Genomic DNA, 20,762 nt, shown 5'->3' with positions numbered 1-20,762 from the left:
AGGTCGCCCAAGACGTGGCAGCCGGCCCGTGGTGTGCGGGAATCGCCGGTCATTCCGCACACCCCGTGAACCCGGCCGCGTCGTCGCCCAGCCGGCCCGGCAGCTCGGCCAGTCGCTCCCGCAGTTCCGCCACCAACGCCGCCGCCTCGCCCTCGGCGAACCAGCCCGCCTGGTGGCTCAGCACTCCCGACCAGCCGCCGGACGCCTCCGGAACCACCGTGAGCGTCACCGGGTGGTGGTTGCGCTCGCGGAACCTCGCGTTCGTCACCCGCACTCCCGGTGCCGGTTCGCGCAGGCGAGCCGGGTCGATCGGGTAGTTCTCGAACACCACCAGGCTGTCGAAGAGCCGCGCGCGGCCCGTCAACGACCGCAGCTCGCCCAGACCGACGTGGCCGGGCAGAGTCTGCTGCTCGGCCTGCAGGCGGGCCAGCGACGCGGCGACCGTGCCCTCGAACCGCGCGCGAACCGGGATGGAGTTGGCCAGCAGGCCGATGATCTCCTCGACGCCGTCGACCTCGGCCGTCCGGCCCGAGACCATCACCCCGAACGTCACGTCCGGACGCCCGGCGCGTCGGGCCAGCACCGCCGCCCACGCCCCCTGCAGCAGCGTCCCCGCGGTGAGCCCGGCGGAAACGCCCGCGCGGGTCAGCGCGGCGACCACCGCACTGTCCACAGTGAACAGTTCCGGCTCGGTCACGCCCACGTGCACCGAATAGTGGTCGGACTCGGGCAGCCCGGCCAGGGCCGTCCGCCAGGCGGCCGTGTCCACGGCGTGGTCGCGCGAGGCCAGCCAGCGGGTGAACCGCGAAACCGGCACGGGCGGCGGCAGCGGCGCTCCCGCGTACAGCGCGAACAGCTCCGCCAGGATGCGCGGCGCCGACCAGCCGTCGGAGAGCAGGTGGTGACTGGTCAGCACCAGCTGACCCGGCGCCAGCGTCACGCGCAGCAGCGGCCCGGCCGCCAGGTCGAACCGCTCGGCCAGGTCGGTGTCCACATCGGACTCATCCAGCACGCGGAAGTCCACCGACGGTTCCGCCGGCAGCACCTGAACCTCGTGCGACGGCGGGAAAACGGCGCCGAGGTTCGGGTGCCGCCGCACCAGCTCGGCCGCCGCCGCCCGCATCGCGCCGACGTCCAGCGAGCCGTCGAGGGTGAACGCGGCCTGCACGGTGTACGGATCTTCCGGACCGGCCGCGCGCGACTCGCGCAGGATCACCTCCTGCAGCGGTGTCAACGGCAGCACCGTCCCCGGCGGCACCCGCACCGCGGCCAGTTCACGCCGGAAGCACTCCCCCAGCGCGGCGATCTCCGATTCGGTGAACAACGCCGACGGCCACGTGAACCGCACGGCCAGGGAGTCCCCACGCACCAGCGCGTTGATCATCAGCTCGTGCGGCAGCGGCAGATCGTCGCCTCCGCCCGAGCCCAGCGGGTCGGCGTCCGGCGGACGCTCCCAGGGCGTCTCCTCCGCCGGGCCGTCGTCGAACCGGCCGAGGTAGTTCCAGCTGATCTCCGGCGACGCGGTGAGCCCGAGGATGCCGTGGCCGAGGCCGTCCCCCGCGGCTCGCAACTGGTCGCGGACCGTCGCCACCGCGGCCGGGCCGTCCGGCGGCGTGATCCGCGCCGGGTACACCGCGGTGAACCAGCCCACCGTGCGCGACAGGTCGACGGCCCCGGTGAAGCCGGGCGTGTGGTCGGGACGGCCGTGGCTCTCCAGCGCGACCACCACGTCGGCCGCGGTGCCCCGCCACGCCCCCACCGCGCGGGCCAGCGCCGTGAGCAGCACGGTGTCCGGGCCGGTCCGGTAGGCGGCGGGCACCGTGGTCACCCACGCCGCCACGCCGGGTACCGCGATCTCGTGGTGCCTGGCCGTGGCGAAGGTGTCCCGAGCCGGGTCGAGCCGCGACGGCGTCACCGGGATCGACTGCCAGTGCGGCAGTTCCCCCTCGCGTGCGGGAACGGCGTCCCGCAGCGAGCGCGCCCAGCTCAGGAACGACGGCCCGGCCGGTGGCAGCGGTTCGCCGCGGTAGGCCTGTTCGACGTCGTCGAGCAGGATCCGCCACGACACCGCGTCGACCACGAGGTGGTGCGCGACCAGCGCCAGCCGGCCCGGCCGGGAAGGCCCGGCGTCGCCCCAGATCGCCCGCAGCAGCGGCCCGGTCCGCGGGTCCATCGCCGCGCGAACCGCTTCGATCTCCGAAGGCACGGCCTCCACCGGAACCACGGTCAGCACGTCCACCGGGCTGGGCGGCGGGATCCTCAGCACGTCCCCGGCCAGGTGAGCACGCAGTACGTCGTGGCGCGCGCGGACCTCGTCGAGCACCGACCGCCACTGCTCCGCGGTGCCGCCCGCGGGGACGCACACCTCCACCCACTGGCAGAAGCCGCCGGCGTTCCCGCGCCGGAGCAGGTCGCGCATGACCGGCGTCAGCGGTGCGTCGCCGACCGCCGGACCGGAGTCCACAGAGGACTCACCGGTCGAGCAGCGGGCCGCGATCCCGGCGATGGTGCCGCCTTCGAACACGTCCCGCGCGGTCAGGTGAAGCCCTTCGCGCCGGGCACGGGACACCAGCCGCAGCGACGCGATGCTGTCGCCGCCCGCGTCGAGGAACCCGTCGTCGAGGCCGGTACCGGCGCCGAGCAGCTCCCGGGCCACCGCCAGCAGCGTCGCTTCGGCCGCCGTCGCCGGTGCACGCGACGACGACGGCTGCGTCTCGGGCGCGGGCAGCACGGCCCGGTCGAGCTTGCCGCTCGGGCCGAGCGGCAGCGCGTCGAGCGGCACCAGCGCCGAGGGCACCATGTGCGCGGGCAGCTCGGCCGCGAGGTGCTCGCGCAGCACCGCCGGGTCAGGCGTCGTGCCGTCGACGGGGATGACGTACCCGACCAGGCGGTCCTCCCGGACGATCACCGCCGACGCCCGGACGTCCGGGTGCCGGGTCAGCGCGTTCTCGATCTCGCCGAGCTCGATCCGGAAGCCGCGCAGCTTGACCTGGTGGTCGGCGCGGCCGAGGAACACCAAGTTGCCGTCGGGCCGCCAGCGCACCAGGTCGCCGGTGCGGTACATCCGCTCCCCCGGCGGCCCGAACGGGTCGGCGACGAACCGCTCGGCCGTCAGCCCGGGCCGGCCGACGTACCCGCGGGCGAGCTTCGGGCCGGCCAGGTACAGCTCGCCGGTGACGCCGGTGCCGACCGGCAGCAGCCCGCCGTCCAGGACGTACGCGCGGACCTCGGGGTCCGGCCGGCCGATCGGCAGCGGGCCCGGGTCGTCCGGGGTGTAGTGCCAGGTGACGGAGTTGATGGTGACCTCGGTCGGCCCGTACGCGTTGAACAGGGCCCGCCGGTTCCCCCAGCGGTGGGCCAGTTCGGGGTCGAGCCGTTCGGCGCCGACGACGAAGAACACGTCCGGGTCGACCATCGCGTCGTCGGGCATCACGGCGAGGAATGACGGCAGCAGGTTCAGCCCGGTGACGCGGTGCTCGGCGGCGTAGGCCAGGAGGTCGTCCCCGGAGCGCCGCACCTCCTCGGGCGCGATCACGGACGTCCCGCCGGACAGCAACGGGAGGAAGAACTGCCAGTAGGCGACGTCGAAGCTGGTGGAGGCGAAGTGCAGGTAGCGCTCGCCGGTGCGGATGCCGACGACGTCCTCCTGCAGCGCGATCAGGCTCGGCAGCCCGCGGTGCGGGATCGCGACGCCCTTGGGCTTGCCCGTGGTGCCGGAGGTGTAGATGACGTACGCGAGCGAGTCGTCGGTCAGCCCTTCGCGCGCGGACGCCGGATCTATGTCCAGTGTGGACTGCTCGACGTAGTCCGGTGTGGACACGACGGCGGCGGGGCCGATGTCGTCGAGCATGAACGTGAGCCGCTCGGCCGGGTACGACGGGTCCATCGGCACGTGCACCGCACCCGCCTTGAGTACCCCGAACAGGGCGACGACCAGCTCGACGTCCCGGTCCAGCAGGACGGCGACCGGGTCCTGGGGCCGGACCCCCGCGGCGATCAGGGCGTTGGCCAGGCGGTTGGCGCGCCGGTCCAGTTCCGCGTAGGTCAGGCTGCGGTCGCGGCAGACGACGGCTTCGGCCTCCGGGGTCGTCCGGACCCAGTGGCCGAACTCCTCGAGGACACCGCCACGCGCACGGCGGGGTTCCGCGCCGACGCCCAGGCGAAGCAGCGAAGCTTCTTCGTCCGCGTCGAGCGCGCGCAGGCGGCCGACCGCCCGGCTCGGAGACTCGACGATCTCGCGCAGCAGGGTCGCGAACCAGCGGCCGATGCCGTGGACGAAGTCCTGTTCAAACGCGTGCCGCTGGTAGCCGAGCCCGACGGTGAAATCTTCGCCGGGCAACAGGATCACGGTCAGCGCGTAGTGCGTCGCGTCGGTGATGTCGACGCCGGCGAGGTCGAGCCCGGGCGCCAGGGTCTCGCGATCACGGCTGGAGAGGGGGAAGTTCTCCATCACGAGCATCGTGTCGAACAGCTCGCCTACACCGGCCGCACGCTGGATCGCGGGCAGCCCGACGTGGTGGTGCTCGGACAGGCGGACGTTCTCGGCGTGCACCCGCGCGAGCAGCGCCGCCGCGGTGTCGACCGGCGCGAACGCGACCCGGACCGGGATGGTGCTGCCGAGCTGGCCGATCACCCGCTCGACGCCGGGTACGTCGTCGGGCCGTCCGGAAACCGGGCAGCCGAAGACGACGTCGTGCTTGCCGGTGAGCCGGGCGAGCAGGACGCCCCACGCGGTCTGGAACACCGCGGCCGGCGTGACCCCCTGCTCGCGTGAGAAGGCACGCAAGCGATTGCTGAACTCCGCACCCAGCTTGGTGATCACCCGGTCCGGTCGCTCCACTGTGGACTCGCCCGGTGCGGCCAGGCGGGTGCCTTCGTCGAGCCCGGCCAACGCGGTGCGCCAGGCGTCGAGCGCGGCGTCGGGGTCGCGGCCGGCGAGGACGCGGTGGTACTCGGCGAGCGAGGGCGCCACGGGCGCGGCCGGGCCGCCGCCCAGCTCGGCGTAGGTGGCCAGCAGGGTCCGGCCGACCAGGGGCATGGACCAGCCGTCGAGCAGCGCGTGGTGGTTGGTGATGACCAGGCGGTGCTCGGTGGGGCTCAGCGTGACGAGCAGGAAGCGGATCAACGGCGGGACAGCGGGGTCGAACGGCCGCCGCAGCTCCTCTTCGATGCTTTCCAGGTGTTCGGTGTGCCGCCAGTCGAGGTGGACACGCGCCGGGACCACCTGGACGACTTCACCGCCGGCCGTCGGGTGGAGGTGGACGCGCAGCGCCGGGTGCCGCAGCAGCAGCTCTTCCGCGGCCGCGCGCAGCCGGTCCGCCTCCAGCTCGCCTTCCAGGCGGGTCACGGCCTGCACCACGTAGACGTCGGTGTCGGTCTCGCCGCGGGCCAGGGTGTGGAACGCGAGCCCGGTCTGCAACGGCGTCGCAGGCAGGACGTCCGCCACCGGCCCGGGCAGCGCGTCGATGTCGGCCTGCGTGAGACCGACCAGCGGCAGGTCCGAGGGGGTGAGGCCGCCGCCGTCCGGCCCGATCTCGCGGGCGTGGCCGGCCAGCGCCGCCAGCGCGGCGGCCCACGCCCGCTGGAGCCGGTCGACGCGCTCGGCGCTCAAGACCTCGCCGGCCGCGGTCCATTCGACGGCGAGCCGGTCGCCGCGCACGAAGACGTTGAGCGCGAGCACCTGCTCCAGGGCCTTCGACGGCGGTTCGGCGACGGCGAACGGGTCGTCGGCGGGCAGCTGCCAGCCGGGCGGCGGGGTGAACCGGCCGAGGTAGTTGAGCAGGACGTCCGGTGGCGGGACCGCGCCGAGCTCGTCGCGGGTTTCCGGGTCGAGGTGGCGCAGGACGCCGTAGCCGAGGCCGCCGCCGGGCACCGCGCGGCGGGCTTCCTTCGCCGCGCGCAGGACATCGGCGACGCCGCCGGTGGCCGGCACCCGCACCGGGTACTCCGCCGTGCACCAGCCGACCGTGCGGGCCAGGTCGAGGCCGGGCTGCTCGCGCCCGTGGCTTTCCAGCGTGACGGTCACGGTGCCGAGTTCCGGCCGCAGAGCCAGGACCAAGGCGGCGAGGAGAACCTCGTCGACGCCCGCGCGGTAGGCCGCGGGCAGGGTCGTCAGGACGGCTTCGCTCTCCTCCGCCGGGACGACGGTGACCGACCGCCGGGCCGTGGCGACGGTGTCGATCCGCTGATCCAGAGTCCGCGGGCCGAGGCGGGGGCCGTCGAGCGCGGTCCGCCAGTGGTCCAGCTCGCCGCGCCGGGCGCCGCTCGTGCCCTGCTGGGACAGCAGGACGGCGTGCCGCCGCCACGAGGATCCCACCGGCTCGAGGGCGCCGCCGGTGCAGGCGGTGTGGAGGTCGGGCAGCAGGACGCGCCACGAGACGCCGTCGATGGCCAGGTGGTGCACGACGACAAGCAGCCGGTCGGGCGCCAGGGCGATCCGCACCAGCACCCCCGTCCGCGGATCGAGGCTCGCAATGAGCGCGTCGACGTCGGATCCGTCGGTGACGACGTCGGCCGCGCGCACCGCACCGCGCGGGCGCACCACCAAGCCCGCGGATTCGACCCGCAGCCGGAGGGCGTCGTGGTGGTCCAGAATCGCTTGCACACCGTCGAGGAGGTCCGCGTGGGCCAGGGGCGCGTCGAGCCGGAGCGTGGTCCACTGCGCGTAGCCCGCGATGGCGGCGGGATCGGGGTTCGGGTCCAGCAGGGCCCGCACGATCGGCGGCGCCGGAACGGCCCCGGTCGGTTCGTCGGGCTCGACGGCGGCGGCCAGCGCGCGGGTCGAAGCGGCCAGCGCGGCGAAGCTGCGGCGGGCCAGCAGGTCGCGCGGCCGGAGTTCGAGGCCGTGCGCGCGCAGGCGGCTGCTGACGCCGATCGCGGTGATGCTGTCGCCGCCGAGCGCGAAGAAGTCGTCGTCGACGCCGACCCGCTCGACGCCCAACACGTCGGCGACGGTCGCGCACACCAGGCGTTCCCGTTCGGTCTCCGGGGCTCGCCCACCGGCGGCCGCGGTGGGCGCGGGCAGGGCGGCGCGGTCGAGTTTTCCGTTGACTGTCACCGGAAGCGCGTCCAGGGTCACGATCGCCGACGGCACGAGCGCGTCCGGGAGGCGCCCGGTGAGCGCGGTCCGGACGTCGCCGGCGTCCCCGACGACGTACCCGACGAGCCGGGTCCCGTGCACGGCCGCCGCGGCCGCCCGCACCCCCGGCAGATTGCCCAGCGCGGCCTCGACCTCACCCAGCTCGACGCGGTGCCCTCGGATCTTCACCTGGTCGTCGCGGCGGCCCAGGTACGCCAGGCCGCGGGACGTCCAGCGGACGACGTCGCCGGTGCGGTACATCCGGTCCCCCGCCGGCCCGAAGGGGTCGGCGACGAACCGCTCGGCGGTCGCGCCCGGCCGGCCGAGGTAGCCGCGGGCCAGGTGCGGGCCGGCGAGGTACAGCTCGCCGGGGCTGCCCGGCGGGACCGGGCGCAGGGCCCGGTCGAGCACGTAGGCACGGGTGCCCGGCACGGCCCGGCCGATCACGACGTCGTCGCCCTCGATCACCGCGCCCGCACCGTCCACCGTGGTCTCGGTGGGGCCGTAGAGGTTGCGGGCCGGGACACCCGACTCCGCGACCCGCCGCCACAACGCGGGCGGGGTGGCCTCGCCGCCGAGGACGACCATGGCCGGGCGGTGCCCGTCGAGCAGGCCCGCGTCCAGGAGCGGTCCGGCCATCGACGGGGTCGTGTCGACGACGTCGATGCGGTCCCGGGCGAAGGCCGCCTGCAGGGCGTCGGCGTCGCGGGCGGTTTCGGTGTCGTAAATGTGCAGCTCGTGCCCGCAGAGCAGCCAGAGCAGCTGCTCGACGGCGGAGTCGAAGGCGAACGAGTACGTGTGGGCGACCCGCAGCCGCCGTCCGGCCACGCGTTCGGCCTCGGCGACCGTGGTCGCTTTGTGATTGCGCAGCAGGGTTTCGAGCCCGCCACGGCGGACGAGCACGCCTTTCGGCCGGCCGGTCGAGCCCGAAGTGAAACACACGTACGCGAGGTGGTCCGGTCGTACGTCCACAGTGGACATGTCGACCGGCCCGTCCAGATCGGTCGTCGTCAGGACGAGCTTCGGCGCGGCTTCGTCGAGGAGCTGCTGCCGCCGGGCGGCGGGGTGGGCGAGGTCCAGGGCGAGGAACGCCGCGCCGGCGTCGAGCACGGCGAGCAGGGCGACGACGAGGTCCACCGAGCGCGGCAAGGCGATCGCCACGACGTCGTCGGGGCCGATCCCGCGGGCCCGCAGCGTGCCGGCGAGCCGCCGCACCCGGGCGAGGACCTCGTCGCCGGTGAGCCGGTCTTGCCCGCACACCAGCGCCGTCTGCTCGGTGAGGCCCGCGAGGAAGCCGACCGAGCCGGGGATCGCCGGGGTCGACCACTCGGCGAGCAAGGCGGCCGGGTCGGGCACGAGATCGGCGGCGGCGATCGGGGCGTCCGAGCCGGTGAACACCGTGATGAGGGCGCGCAAGGCGGTCAGCTTCGCCTCGACGGCGACCTGGTCGTGGGTGCGGGCATCGACCTCGAAGCTCAGCAGCAAGCCACCTTCGGCGGTGGGCAGCACGCTCAGGCCCATGTCCTCCGGCGGCCCGCCCGCGACGTTGCGCATGACCCCGCGCGAGCCGGCGAAGCGCAGCGTCAGGTCGAACGCCTTGAGGTTGATCCCGCGCCCGTGCAGCAGCGCGCCCGCGCCCGGCACGTCCTGCGGCAGGTTCTCGCCGCGGTAGCGCTGATGCGCCCGCAGTTCCCGCAGGGCGCCCGCGACCCGGGCGGTCAGCTCGGCGGGCCGGTCTCCCGGCCGGACGCCGACCCGCAGCGGCAGGACGTTCACCGCCATCGCCGGGGTGCGCAGCGCCGCACCCTCCCGGCACATCAGCGGGAGGGCGAACACGACGTCGTCGCGGCCGAGCACGCGGTGCAGGAACGCGGCGTAACACGCGATGAGCGCGTCGCCCCAGGTGGTTCCGGCGCGGTCGCCGAGCGCCCGGAGGCCCGCCAGCTCGTCCGCGGTGAGCACCGCGCGGGCGGTGACGGTCCCGGCCGGCGGACCGTCCGAACCGGACTCCTCGACGTCCGGCAGCGGCGTGAACCGCTCGATCCAGTACGCGCGGTCGGCGGCGAACCGTTCGCTGGTGCGGTAAGCGAGGTCGGCGTCGACGAGGTCGGCGAACCGGCCGAAGTTCGCGGCGGGTGCGTCTTCGCCGTGAACCAGCGCGGTGTAGCGGGCCGCCGTGCGGCGGGCGAGCATCGCGGCGGTGTAGCCGTCGAAGACCAGGTGGTGGCCGAGCTGGGTGAACCACACCGCCGTCTCCGACAGCCGGAGCACGACGTGGGAGAACAGCGGCCGGTCGACCATCTCCCGGCAGTCCTCGGCGACGCGGCGGCGTTCCCCGGCGACCCGTGCATGAGCGGCCGCCACAGGGTCGGCTTCCCCACTGAGGTCGACGACCGCCGGCAGCGGCACGGGCTCGTCCGAGACGGCCTGCCGGGGCCCGTCCGGAGAGAGGAACACCCGCAGCCGCAGGCTTTCCGCCTCCTCGGTGGTCGCCCGGATCGCCTCGGCGAGGGCCGCGGTGTCGACCGGGCCGGCGCCGGAGATCTCGACGACGTCCCCGACGAGGTAGTACGGCGAGTCGGGTTCCAGGCGCTGCGCGTGCCAGATACCCAGCTGCGCGCCGGTGAGTTCGAGGGCGGGGGCGGCGACGGCGGTGTTCACTGCGGTGCTCCTGTGTTCAGCGCGGGGACGACCATGGGCGTGCCGGTCACCGGATCCGGGACGACGACGCTCGGCAGGTCGAAGACTTCCTTCATCAGCGCGGCGTCCACGACGTCGGCGGGCGCGCCCTCGGCGGCGACCCGGCCGTCGCGCATCGCGACGACGTGGTCGGCGTAGCGGCAGGCCTGGTTGATGTCGTGCAGCACCGCGATCACCGTCCGGCCCTCGTCGCGCAGCCGGGCGAGCAGCTCCAGCAGCTGGTACTGGTGGGCGATGTCGAGGAACGACGTCGGCTCGTCGAGCAGCAGGTACGGCGTGTCCTGGGCCAGCACCAGAGCGACCCAGACGCGCTGGCGCTGCCCGCCGGACAGCTCGTGCACCGGCCGGTCGGCCAGCCCGGCGACCCCGGCGGCGGTCATCGCCTCCACGACGGCGCGTTCGTCCACTTCGGACCACGACGACAGCAGCGTCTGGTGCGGGTACCGGCCACGGGCGACGAGCTGCCGCACCCGCACGTCTTCCGGCGCGACCGGATCCTGCGGCAGGAAACCGAGTTCCCGCGCCAGCGCCTTCGACGGCAGCATCCCGACGTCCCGGCCGTCGTAGGACACCGCGCCCGAAGCCGGTTTCAGCAGCCGGACGAAGGCGCGCAGCAGCGTCGACTTGCCGCAGGCGTTCGGCCCGACCACGGCGGTGAACGCCCGGTCGGGGACGTCGAGGGTCAGCCGCGTGGACACCACGCGGTCGCCGTAGCGCAGGGTGAGGTCCCGCGCGGTCAAGCGGGCGGTCATCCGCGCCACACCTCCTTGGTGAGCAGCCAGATCAGGTAGCAGCCGCCGATCGCCGTGCTGACCACGCCGACCGGCAGGGCCACCGGGGCCAGCAGCACCTGGGCGACGAGGTCGGCGCCGGCCAGCAGCGCCGCGCCGGTCAACGCCGCCGGCAGCAGGCCCACGCCGGGCGTGCGCGCGAGGCGGCGGCCGATCTGCGGGGACGCCAGCGCGATGAACGCGATCGGCCCGGCCACCGCGGTCACGGTGGCCGTGCAGCCGACGCCGATCAGCACGAGCTGGAGCCGCAGGCGGTCCCAGCGGACGCCGGTGGTCACGGCGAGTGCCCCGCCGAGCGCGGCCTGTTGGACCGCCGGCGCCCGGGTCGCCAGCAGCACGAAGAACCCGGCCAGCACGGCGAAAGGCACGCCGACGTCGTCCCAGCCGACGCCGTTGAGCGAGCCGGCCTGCCAGCCGACGGCCGCGATCGCGACCTCCAGCTCGGCGCGCAGCACGATCCACGAGTTCAGGGCGGTGAGCATCGCGTTGACGGCGATGCCGATGACGACCAGCCGGAGTCCGGACAGCCCGCCACCCGAGGAGAGCAGGTACACCGCGGCCGCGGCCACCGCGCCGCCGAGCACCGACCCGATCGTCAGCTGCGCCGGCGTCCCCGACAGCACGGTGATGGCGACCAGCGCGCCGGTGTACGCACCGGCGTCGAGGCCGATCACGTCCGGGCTGCCGAGCGGGTTGCGCGTGACGTTCTGGAAGATCGCCCCGGCCAGCCCGAGCGCGGCGCCGAACACCAGGCCCGCCAGCACGCGCGGCAGCCGCCATTCGCGGATCACGACACCCGGGCCGCCGCCGGCCCCGCCGAGCGCGGCGAACACCCGGGCCGGGCTCGCCCACGCGGCGCCGTAGCAGAGGCCCAGCAGCGCCAGCCCGGCGATGAGCACGGCCATGACGGCGACGAGCACCAGCGTCCGGCGTTCGACCCGGACCGAGAACCGCCCGCGGCGGAGGACGAGGGCGCTCACAGCGGGGCCGTCCCGTACTTGCGGACGGCCCAGATCAAGGCCGGGCCGCCGAGGAACGCCGTCACGATCGCGACCGGCACCTCGCCGGTCGGCAGCAGCACGCGCGAGCCGACGTCCGCGGCCAGCAGCAGGATCGGGCCGAGCACCACGGCGAACGCGGTGAGCCACGGCACCGAGCCGCCGGCCGCGCGCCGGGCCAGGTGCGGCACGATCAGGCCGACGAAGAGGATCGGCCCGGCGAGCGCGGTCGCCGCGCCGGCGAGCAGGGTGATCAGCACGAGCGTCACAGTGCGGATCCGCCGCACGCGGACGCCGAGGGTGTGCGCGACGGTCTCCCCCAGCGCGACCGCGTTCAGCGACCGGCTCACCGCGAACGCACCCACCAGGGCCACGCCGATCAACACGAGCGGCAGCGCCACCGGCGCCTGCTCGCGGCCGGCCAGCGAGCCGACCGACCAGAACCGGTAGACGTCGAAGGTGTCCGGCAGCAGCAGCCGCAGCCCGAGCCCGACGCCCAGCAGGACGGAGCTGAGCGCGGTCCCGGTGAGAATGAGCCGCAGCGGCGACCGCCGGCCCACGGCGTAGACCAGCACGGCCGCGGCGACCGCACCGAGCACCGCGAGCAGCAGCTGCCCGGACGCCGACGCGGCCAGGCCGAACGCCGAGCCGACGGTGACGGCGAACCCGGCACCGGCGGTCACGCCGAGCACCCCGGGCTCCGCGAGCGGGTTGCGGGACAACGCCTGCACCAGCACCCCGGCGACGCCGAGCGCGGCCCCGACCCCGACGGCCAATACCGCCCGCGGCACCCGGACGTCCCGGACCACCACCTGGTCGGTCCCCTGGCCGCCGCCGAACAGCGCCCGCAGGACGTCACCGGGAGCGATGGCGTGCGCGCCGACGCCGACGCTCAGCACCGCGACGACCACGAGCCCGGCCACCGCCGTCCCGAGCAGCGCGGCGCGCCCGCCGGCCGTCACTGCTTCAGCAGCGGCGCGAACGCCTGGTCCACCGCGTCCAAAGTGGACGTCGCGGCGCGGTACGTCGCGGCCTCGGTGTAGCGCAGCGGGTACACCTTGCCCGCCTTCACCGCCGGCAGGTCCTTCCACAGTGGAGAGTCGAGGACGTACTTCACCGGCGCCGGCACCGAACCGTCGGCGTTCACCGAATACGTGATGGCGTCGGCCTGGGCGAACGCCGTCGGCAGCTCCTCGATCGACGGGTACTCGCTGACGTCCTTCGAACCGCCGCCATTGACCTTGACCTGGCCGTAGTAGTTCGCGCCGAGGTCCTGGGCGATGTTGGTGCCCCACGAGCCGTTGAACTCGCGCTGGAAGTTGCCCTTCGCGACCTCCCCGTACGCGCCGACGTGCGCCAGCTTGAGCTGCGGCAGCACGGACTTGTACTTCTCCGCCAACCCTGCCGCCTTCGTCTCGTACGCGGTCTTCGTGGCGTCGAAGCCCGCCACCGCGCCGGCGGCGTCGGCCTGCTTGCGCGACAGCTCCCGCCACGCCGACGGGATCGACGGGCCGATCGCGACGACCGGCGCGACGGCTTCCAGGCGCTTGAGGTCGATGTCGGCCAGCACCGGCTTCGGCACGCCGATGACGATGAGGTCCGGGTCGGCCTGCGCGATGGCCTCGTAGTTCGTCTCCGCCGCCTGCTCCCCCGCGACCTTCGGCAGCTCGTCGTACTGCTTGCGCTCTTCGGCGTTCATCAGCGGCACACCGCGCTTCCAGCTGGAGATGCCGACGAGCGGCGCGTGCGCCTCGAGCAGCGCGGGCACGGCGTAGCCGGTGGCGATGACCCGCTTCGGCGCCGCCGGGATGGTGATCTGCCCGTTGTCGGCGGCGAAGACGCGCGTCTGGCCGCCGTCCCCGGGCGTCTGGGCCTCGCCGGACCCGCAGGCGGTCGCCAAGGCGGCGACGGCGGCGGTCAGTGCGAGCAGGTGACGGGTTCTGCGCATGGGTTTCCTCGATTTCAGTGTTCGTCGTCGAAGTCGGCGACGCCGAGCTTCCAGTAGCCGGTGACGTCCTGGTCGGCCTTGCCGAGGCCGAGGTCGTCGCGCAGCCGGCGCCGCAGCGGCTTGATCGCGCCCGCTTCCCCGGCGACCCAGGCGTAGAGCCGCTCGCCGGGCGGGACGGTGACGGCCTCGACTGCCCGGGCCAGCACGTCCGACGTGCCGGGCGCGGCGGAACCCCGGTGCAGCCAGTGCACTTCGAAGTCCCGGGGCGCGCTCAGCTCGATTTCCTCGCTCGCGTCGGCGACCTCGATGAACGCCCAGCCCGCGGCCGTGCGCGGCAGTTCTTCGAGCCATCGCGCGATGGCGGGCAACGCCGTCAGGTCGCCGGCCAGCAGGTACCGGTCGTAGGCGAAGGGCACGATCAACCCGCCGGGCGGCCCGGCGACGGGCACGAGCGTCCCGGGCGTCACCGCCCGCGCCCAGTCCGCGCCGAGCCCGCCGTCGTGCAGGGCGACGTCGAGGTCCAGCTCCCCGGACTCGGGGTCGTAGCGGCGGACGGTGTACTCGCGCGACGTCGGCGACGGCTTCGGCCACTTCAGCAAGTCGCCGTCCTGCACGGGCAAACACGGTTCGGGATCGACCTCGGGGAAGAGCACCTTGACGTGCTCGTCCGGTGCGTGCGACTCGAAGCCGTCCGTGCCGGGACCGCCGAGGGTGACGCGCAGGAGCCCGGAGCCGACCATCGCCGTCCGGACGACTTCGGCCTGCCGGACCCGGATCGGGTACGGCACCTTTTCGGGTTGTGAGCCCGCGCGGACCTCGGCGATGCGTTCGCGGTGGCGGTGCCGGTGCTCGTCGCGCCTCACGCGGAGTTCCCGGTCAGCAGCTTCGTCCAGTGGTCCAGCCGGGGCTGTTCGGCGAGGTCGGCGAACTCCAGGGTGTCCGCGCCCGCGGCCCGCCACTGCTCGACCAGGCCCATGATCCGCATCGAGTCGAGCCCGAGGTCGGTCAGGTCGGTCTCCGGCGTCAGCTCGGCCGGGTCGCAGCCGAGCAGCTCGACGAGGTCGGCGCGGATCCGGTCGGGGGTCAGGCTCATCGGGGTGCTCCGGCGGGGATCGGGGCCAGCGCGGCGAGCGCGGCGGCCGTGGTGGTGACGACGCCGCAGCGCTGGGCGACGTACTCGCAGGCCTGGTCGTGGCGTTCGCGCGAGAAGTCGGCGACCGCGTCGCCGACGAAGAACGGCCGGATGTCGCGCATGAACGCCTCGACCGCGGTGGCCTGGCAGCCGATGTGCGCGTAGACGCCGGTGATCAGCAGCTGGTCGCGGCCGGCGTCGGCGAGCTGTTCGGTGAAGGTGCTGCGCTGGAAGGCGCTGTAGCGCCACTTCGTCAGCACGGTGTCCTCCGGACGCGGGGCCAGCTCGTCGACGACGTCGGCCGCGTGCGGGTCGTCGTCGATGACCGCGCCGATGCCGTCGCCCCAGAACTCCGTGAGCAGCCCGCGGTCCTTCGCTTCCTGGCGGCCGGGCTGGGCGGTGTAGAACACCGGTACCCCGGCCGTCCGCGCGGCCTCGATCAGCGTCGCGATGTTCGCGACCATCTCCGGGACCGGCGCGCCTTCGTAGGGAGCGAGGAAGTAGCGCTGGGCGTCGTGCACCAGCAGCGCGGCCCGGGCGGGATCGGGCCGCCAGTCCACCCGCCCGGCGGGCAGCTCGGCCGCCGACGGCAGCGCGTAGGGCCGGATCTTCGGCAGGGACACGTCCTTCACCTCTCCTTCGCCAGGGCGGCCAGCGCCACCCGCAGCTCGCGTTTGCTGGTCTTGCCGACGCCGGTCACCGGGAACTCGCCGACCACCTCGACCAGGTCGGGCACCTTGAACGCGGCGATCCCGCGGTCGCGGACGAACCGGCGCAGCTCGGCTCCGGTGGGCGCGGCCCCGGCCGCCGGGACGACGTAGGCGCAGGTCCGCTCGCCGAGGTAGGCGTCGGGCACCGCGACGACCGCCGCGTCGAGCACGCCGGGGTGGGCCATCAGGTGGTTCTCGACCTCTTCGGCGGCGACCTTCTCGCCGCCGCGGTTGATCTGCTCCTTGGCGCGCCCGACGACTTCCAGGTGTCCCGACGGGTGCTGCCGCACGAGATCACCGGTGCGGTAGAAGCCGTCCGCGGTGAACGCCGTCCTGTTGTCCTCTTCCGCGCGGTAGTAGCCGCGGATCGTGTACGGGCCGCGGGTCAGCAGCGCGCCGATCTCGCCGGGCTCGACGAGATCTTCCGAAGTGGCCAGTGGGTCGTCCGGGTTCACCACGCGGACTTCGTCGTCGGCCGAGATGGGACGGCCCTGGGTGCCCAGCACGAGGTCCTCGGGGTCGTCGAGGCGGGTGTAGCAGACGAGTCCCTCGGCCATGCCGAACACCTGCTGCAGCCGGCAGCCCAGCGCCGGGCCGATCCGTTCGGCCAGCTCGCGGCCGCACTTGGCCCCGCCCACCAGCAGGACGTCCAAAGAGGACAGATCGCGGGTGGTCCGCGCGGCGGCCTGCACCCAGGCGGCGGCCAGCGGCGGGACGACCCCGCTGATGGTCACGTGTTCCTCTTCGATGAGCCGGAACGCGGTGTCGGCGTCCGGGCGCGGGGCGAGCACGATCTTCGCGCCCGCGTGCAGCGCGCCGAGGATGCCCGGCGAGCTGAGCGGGAAGTTGTGCGCCGCCGGCAGGGCGGCCAGGTAAGCGCTCTCCGGACGCAGTCCGCAAATTCGGGCGCTCTCCCGGACGCTGTAGAGGTAGTCGTCGTGCGTACGCGGGATCAGCTTCGGCAGACCGGTGCTCCCACCCGAAAGCTGCAGGAACGCGACACTCGCGGGGTCCGGGTCCGGCAGTTCGTGCGGCTCGGCCCCGGTCAGCTGATCGGCTCTCAGGATCGAGCGCACAGAGGGAACTCGCGCTGCCTCGTCCGCGAACTCGGCAACGGTCAGGATCGCCACGGCGTCGCTCTGCTCGGCGAAGTGCCGCAGCTCGGTGTGCCGGTGCGCGGGCAACGCGAAGACCGGCACGGCTCCGGCCCGCCAGAGCCCGAAGATCGACGAGACGAACTCCGGGCTGTTGGGCAGCTGCACGACGACGCGGTCGCCGGCCCGGATCCCGGCGTCGGCGAACCCGGCGGCGAGGCGGTGCGCACGGTCGTCCAACTCGGCGTACGTCCAGCGCTGTCCGCCCCCGGCCACGGCGATGCGGCCGGCGTGCGCCCGGGCGACCGAGGTGAGGAACGCGCCGAACGTCTGGCCACGCCAGTAGCCCCACGCCCGGTAGCGCGCGGCGAACTCGGCGGGCCAGGGCACGTGGTCGACGCTCATTCCGCGTCCTCCAGCCCCAGAGCACGCAGGACCGTGCGCGACTTGGCGCTCGTCTCGGCGAGTTCGGCTTCGGGGTCCGAGCCCGCGACGACGCCGGCGCCGGCGAACACGCGCACCGTGCGGTTGCAGACCTCGGCCGAGCGGATGGTGACGACCCATTCGCCGTCGCCGTCCGCGCCGGTCCAGCCGACCAGACCGGCGTAGTAGCCCCGGTCTTCCGGCTCCAGCACCGCGATCGCGTCGCGGGCCCGGTCCACCGGCACCCCGCAGACCGCGGGCGTGGGGTGGAGTGCTTCGGCGAGGGCGAGCGAGGACACGCCGTCGCCGGCCATCCGTCCGCTGATCCGCGTCGAGAGGTGCCACATCGTCGGCGTGCCGAGCACCACCGGCTCCGCGGGGACGTCGAGGTCGTCGCAGAACCGGCCGAGCACCTCGGCCACCTGGGCGGTGACGAGGGCGTGCTCCGCACGGTCCTTTTCGGACGCCAGCAGCTCGGTGACGCGCCGGGCGTCTTCGGCTTCGTCACCCACGCGCGGGCGCGAGCCGGCCAGTGGGTTCGCGACGCAGCCCGAGCCGTGCCGTGACACCAGCAGTTCCGGGCTGGCGCCGAGCACCGTGCGCGGCGCGGGATCGCCGGGCGCGCTGACGTCGACGGCGAAAGCGTGGGCCGCCGGGTCGGCGTGCACCAGGCGGGCCAGCAGCGCGGGCGCGGAAACCGGGGCCGACGCGGTGAGTTCGAGGCACCGCGCGAGGACGACCTTGCGCAGCTCGCCCTCGCCGATCAGGTCCAGCGCGCGGCGCACCGCGGTGGTGTAGACCTCGGGGGCGGGCTTCGGGGTGACCGTCCAGTCCCCGGCCACGACCGGAGCGGCCCCGCCGGCGGCCGGCGCACCGGCCCGGCGCACCACCGCGGGCACGACCAGGCTGCTCGGCGCGTCGGGGCGGAAGCCGATCGCCCCGGCGACGATCGGATCGCCGATCCCCGCGTCCCGGGCAGCTTCGAGCGCCTCCGTCGCCGCGGCCGCCCGGGAGCCGGTGGCCGCGTGAACCCGGGCGTGCACCCCGTCGGCCAGCAGCGAGCCGCGTGCCGAGGAGTAGTAGAACGAGCCGGGCAGGTAGGCGGCCAGCAGGTCGGCGGCGCGGTGAACCGGCCGCGGCCGTACTGGAGCAGGTGAAGACACAGCTGATTCCCTTTCGCAAACGCACTGGACGGCACAGCTCCGCCCGTGCCGGGCGAGGCTCCCGCGTCCAGCCCCCAGACGCTGGAACTTTGGTTAGCCTAACCTAAATGTTCACTGAGGCATAGATGCCCGGAACGTCACCGGCGTCACGCTCGCAGCGTGGCGCCGCCGTCGACGTAGAGGTTCTGCATGGTGACGTGCCGGGCCCGCGCCGAAGCCAGGAACACGACGGCGTCGGCGATGTCGGCGGGGTCCGCGATGCGCCCGAGCGGGATGCCGGCGCGGAACCGTGCGGAGTCGCCCGCGATCACCTGTTCCGGCCCGTTTTCGTCCGTCCACAGCAGACGTTGCATGTCGGTGTCGGTCGACCCGGGCGAGACGATGTTGCACCGGACGCCGTCACCGGCGAGTTCGAGCCCCAGGCACCGGGTGAGCATGGTGGCCGCGGCCTTGGACGCGGCGTAGGCGGCCATCCCGGCCCGCGGCACCCCGGCGGCGTTCGAGCCGACGGTGACGAGCGAACCGGAACGCCGCGAACGCATCCGGCGGCCGAGGTCGCGCAAGACGTTGAAGACACCGGTCGAGTTGACGGCGAAGGTGTCGGACCACTCGGCATCCGTGGTGTCACAGATCGCGGCGGGCCGCAGGATCCCGGCAACCGAGACACCGATGGCAATCGGCCCGAGTTCCCGCTCGACTCGGTCGGCAACACGCGCAACCGCCTCGGGATCACGAACATCGGCCACGAAGGGCACGCCATCGACGACATCCACAGCGGCGACCGTCGCCCCGGCTTCGGTCAGAGCGGCGACGACCGCCGCCCCGATCCCCCTGGCGGCCCCGGTGACCAGGGCGACCTTGCCATCGATTCCGTCCACGGCGCTCCCTCAGGTTGCTTAGCCTTGCCTAAGTTAGCGGTTCACCACATCGGACACGACACCATCCGGCGGTGATCCGGACCACCCTCGGCCGCGAACGCCCGCCCGGTCTACGGCATGGTCACCGACCGGTTCGGCGTCACCTGGGGCTTCGGGCTCTCCCAGGGCGGGTGACCTCAGCGCGAGTGCGGCACCGCCTTGCGGGCCCGCAGGACGTGCGCGTCCAGGGCCAGCGGGCGGACGTCGGTCAGCTCGAGACCGGCGCCGGCCAGCAAAGCGCGGTAGTGCGATTCGGTGCGCTCCCGGCCGCCGACGTTGCAGAGCATGTGGATGTCCCACGGCACCGCCAGCGAAGCGGTCCCCTCGCTCTCGGGCAACAGCCGTTCGACGATGAGCAGTTCCGCCTCGGCCGGCATGCCGGCCGCGCAGGTCCGGAGGATGGTGAGGCACCGCGCGTCGTCCCAGTCGTGCAGGACCCGGGACAACAGGTAGACGTCGCCACCGCCGGGCACGGCTTCGGTGAAATCGCCCGCGACCGACGTGCAGCGCGTCGCGTGGCGTGCCAGCGTCGCCTCGGCGGTGGCCAGGGCTTCGGGGCGGTCCATCAGGATCCCGCGGGCCGCCGGGCAGGCGTCGAGGACGCGGGACAGCAGCGCGCCACTGCCGCCGGCCACGTCGACCACGACCTCGGCACCCGAAAGGTCGACGGCGTGGGTGAGCTCGGCGAACATCGCGTTGCCGGCCGCCATGGACCGGTGGAACAGGTCGGCCAGCGCCGGATTCGCCGCGAAGTGGGCGAAGTGGTGCGCTCCGAAGACCTTCGCGTAGGAGTCCGCGCCGGTTCGGACGGCTTCGGTGAGCATGGCGAAGGACTCGTAGAACGGGCCGCCGTACATCAGGGCGAGGGCGCTCATCGACCCGTCGACGTCCGAACGCAGCAGGGCGCCGACTTCGGTGAGGACGTACCCCGCGGCCGTCGCGCGGACGACGCCGAGGGTGCCCAGGTACTGCAGGAGCCGGGCCAGGCTGTCCCGGTCGGCTCCGGTCGCCGCGGCGAGGGTGGCGAGGTCCTCGTTCGTGGTCAGGTGGTCCGGCAGGCGCAGCTCGACGGCCGTGGCCACCGCCTGCGTGGTCCAGGCGCCGGTCAGCAGCTCCAGCAGTTCCGTGCCCGGCTCGGACTCGCGGCGGTGCGCGCCGAGCAGCCGCGGGAACTCGCCGGCGCAGAGCAGTTCCAGCCGCCGGTAGGCGGGCACGGGGTGGTGCGCGTCGCGGAAGTAGAGCACCGTGGCGTCTTCGTGGCCGTTGTAGCCGCCCCCGTCCGGACGCAGCTGCCCGGCGATCGCCGCGCGCAGTCCGGTGAGGACGATCGGATCGGCCCGGGGTACCGCGAGCGCGAAGTGGCTTTCGTGGCCGTGGCGTCGTTCGTCGGCGGCGATGTGGATCAGCTCCGGCGGGGTGAGCAGGACGAAGATCTCCAGCGAGCACGACCGGCCGGCGCGGTCGGCCACCGGGGCGCGCAGGATACCGGCCGTCAGGTCACGGGCGGGCACGCCGTAGCGACGGCTCAGCCGTTCCCGCACGACGACGCTGGGCCGCATCGGCCCGGTTTCGAGACCGTGCCGGGCCAGTTCCTCGCCGAGCCCGTCGAGGGTCTGCGGGAAGATCAGCAGTGCGACGTGGGAAAAGGGCGCGTGCGCCGCAAGAGCCGCGCGTTCGGCCGCGGGTAGCGAGGGCAAGGCCGCCGCGAGCACCGAATCGGTGTCACTGGCGTGGACGAGGTCTTTCGCCGCGGCAAGGCGGTCGAGGTCCTCCGGCGCGAGCGCGGGGGCGATCGTCGCGGTCATGGG

12 protein-coding genes are annotated in these 20,762 nt (G+C 74.0%); all 12 read right to left on the bottom strand.

Annotation, left to right across the window (positions count from 1 at the left end):
* Positions 1 to 49: 49 nt before the first annotated feature.
* The 12 genes from ACIQWX_RS14995 to ACIQWX_RS14940 all read right to left on the bottom strand — a co-directional run bounded on the left by ACIQWX_RS14995 (position 50) and on the right by ACIQWX_RS14940 (position 20,759).
* Positions 50 to 9,739 (bottom strand): amino acid adenylation domain-containing protein, encoded by a 9,690-nt coding sequence (locus ACIQWX_RS14995; protein WP_400870093.1) that lies wholly within the window; start codon positions 9,737 to 9,739, stop codon positions 50 to 52.
* Positions 9,736 to 10,530 carry an ABC transporter ATP-binding protein gene (locus tag ACIQWX_RS14990; protein WP_400870090.1) on the bottom strand — a complete coding sequence of 265 codons (795 nt, stop codon included), beginning with the start codon at positions 10,528 to 10,530 and terminating at the stop codon, positions 9,736 to 9,738. The genes ACIQWX_RS14995 and ACIQWX_RS14990 overlap by 4 nt, the downstream gene beginning before the upstream one ends.
* Entirely contained in the window at positions 10,527 to 11,549 is a 1,023-nt protein-coding gene (locus ACIQWX_RS14985; RefSeq protein ID WP_400870088.1) for a FecCD family ABC transporter permease, read from the bottom strand. The genes ACIQWX_RS14990 and ACIQWX_RS14985 overlap by 4 nt, the downstream gene beginning before the upstream one ends.
* Positions 11,546 to 12,529, bottom strand: coding sequence for a FecCD family ABC transporter permease (locus ACIQWX_RS14980; protein WP_400870085.1), 984 nt, complete (start codon positions 12,527 to 12,529; stop codon positions 11,546 to 11,548). Before ACIQWX_RS14980 ends, ACIQWX_RS14985 begins: the two co-directional genes overlap by 4 nt.
* Positions 12,526 to 13,515, bottom strand: a complete 990-nt coding sequence (locus tag ACIQWX_RS14975) for an ABC transporter substrate-binding protein (RefSeq protein ID WP_400870082.1) — start codon at positions 13,513 to 13,515, stop codon at positions 12,526 to 12,528. Before ACIQWX_RS14975 ends, ACIQWX_RS14980 begins: the two co-directional genes overlap by 4 nt.
* Before the next feature lie 14 nt (positions 13,516 to 13,529).
* Positions 13,530 to 14,378 carry a siderophore-interacting protein gene (locus tag ACIQWX_RS14970; RefSeq protein WP_400870079.1) on the bottom strand — a complete coding sequence of 283 codons (849 nt, stop codon included), beginning with the start codon at positions 14,376 to 14,378 and terminating at the stop codon, positions 13,530 to 13,532.
* Complete coding sequence (locus tag ACIQWX_RS14965) at positions 14,375 to 14,608, bottom strand: phosphopantetheine-binding protein (protein WP_400870076.1); 234 nt, start codon at positions 14,606 to 14,608, stop codon at positions 14,375 to 14,377. Before ACIQWX_RS14965 ends, ACIQWX_RS14970 begins: the two co-directional genes overlap by 4 nt.
* On the bottom strand, positions 14,605 to 15,270 hold the full coding sequence (locus ACIQWX_RS14960) for an isochorismatase family protein (protein WP_400875764.1): 666 nt from the start codon (positions 15,268 to 15,270) through the stop codon (positions 14,605 to 14,607). The genes ACIQWX_RS14965 and ACIQWX_RS14960 overlap by 4 nt, the downstream gene beginning before the upstream one ends.
* Before the next feature lie 5 nt (positions 15,271 to 15,275).
* Positions 15,276 to 16,856, bottom strand: coding sequence for a (2,3-dihydroxybenzoyl)adenylate synthase (locus ACIQWX_RS14955; RefSeq protein WP_400870073.1), 1,581 nt, complete (start codon positions 16,854 to 16,856; stop codon positions 15,276 to 15,278).
* Positions 16,853 to 18,037: an isochorismate synthase gene (locus tag ACIQWX_RS14950; protein ID WP_400870070.1), complete on the bottom strand. Its 1,185-nt coding sequence runs from the start codon at positions 18,035 to 18,037 to the stop codon at positions 16,853 to 16,855. Before ACIQWX_RS14950 ends, ACIQWX_RS14955 begins: the two co-directional genes overlap by 4 nt.
* Positions 18,038 to 18,183: 146 nt before the next feature.
* Entirely contained in the window at positions 18,184 to 18,915 is a 732-nt protein-coding gene (gene dhbA, locus ACIQWX_RS14945; RefSeq protein WP_400870067.1) for a 2,3-dihydro-2,3-dihydroxybenzoate dehydrogenase, read from the bottom strand.
* Positions 18,916 to 19,091: 176 nt separating this feature from the next.
* Complete coding sequence (locus ACIQWX_RS14940) at positions 19,092 to 20,759, bottom strand: methyltransferase (RefSeq protein WP_400870064.1); 1,668 nt, start codon at positions 20,757 to 20,759, stop codon at positions 19,092 to 19,094.
* Between the last annotated feature and the right edge of the window lie 3 nt (positions 20,760 to 20,762).

Source organism: Amycolatopsis sp. NPDC098790 (genome assembly GCF_044759945.1).
Lineage (GTDB): Bacteria > Actinomycetota > Actinomycetes > Mycobacteriales > Pseudonocardiaceae > Amycolatopsis.
This window is presented reverse-complemented; position numbering and strand designations above follow the sequence as displayed.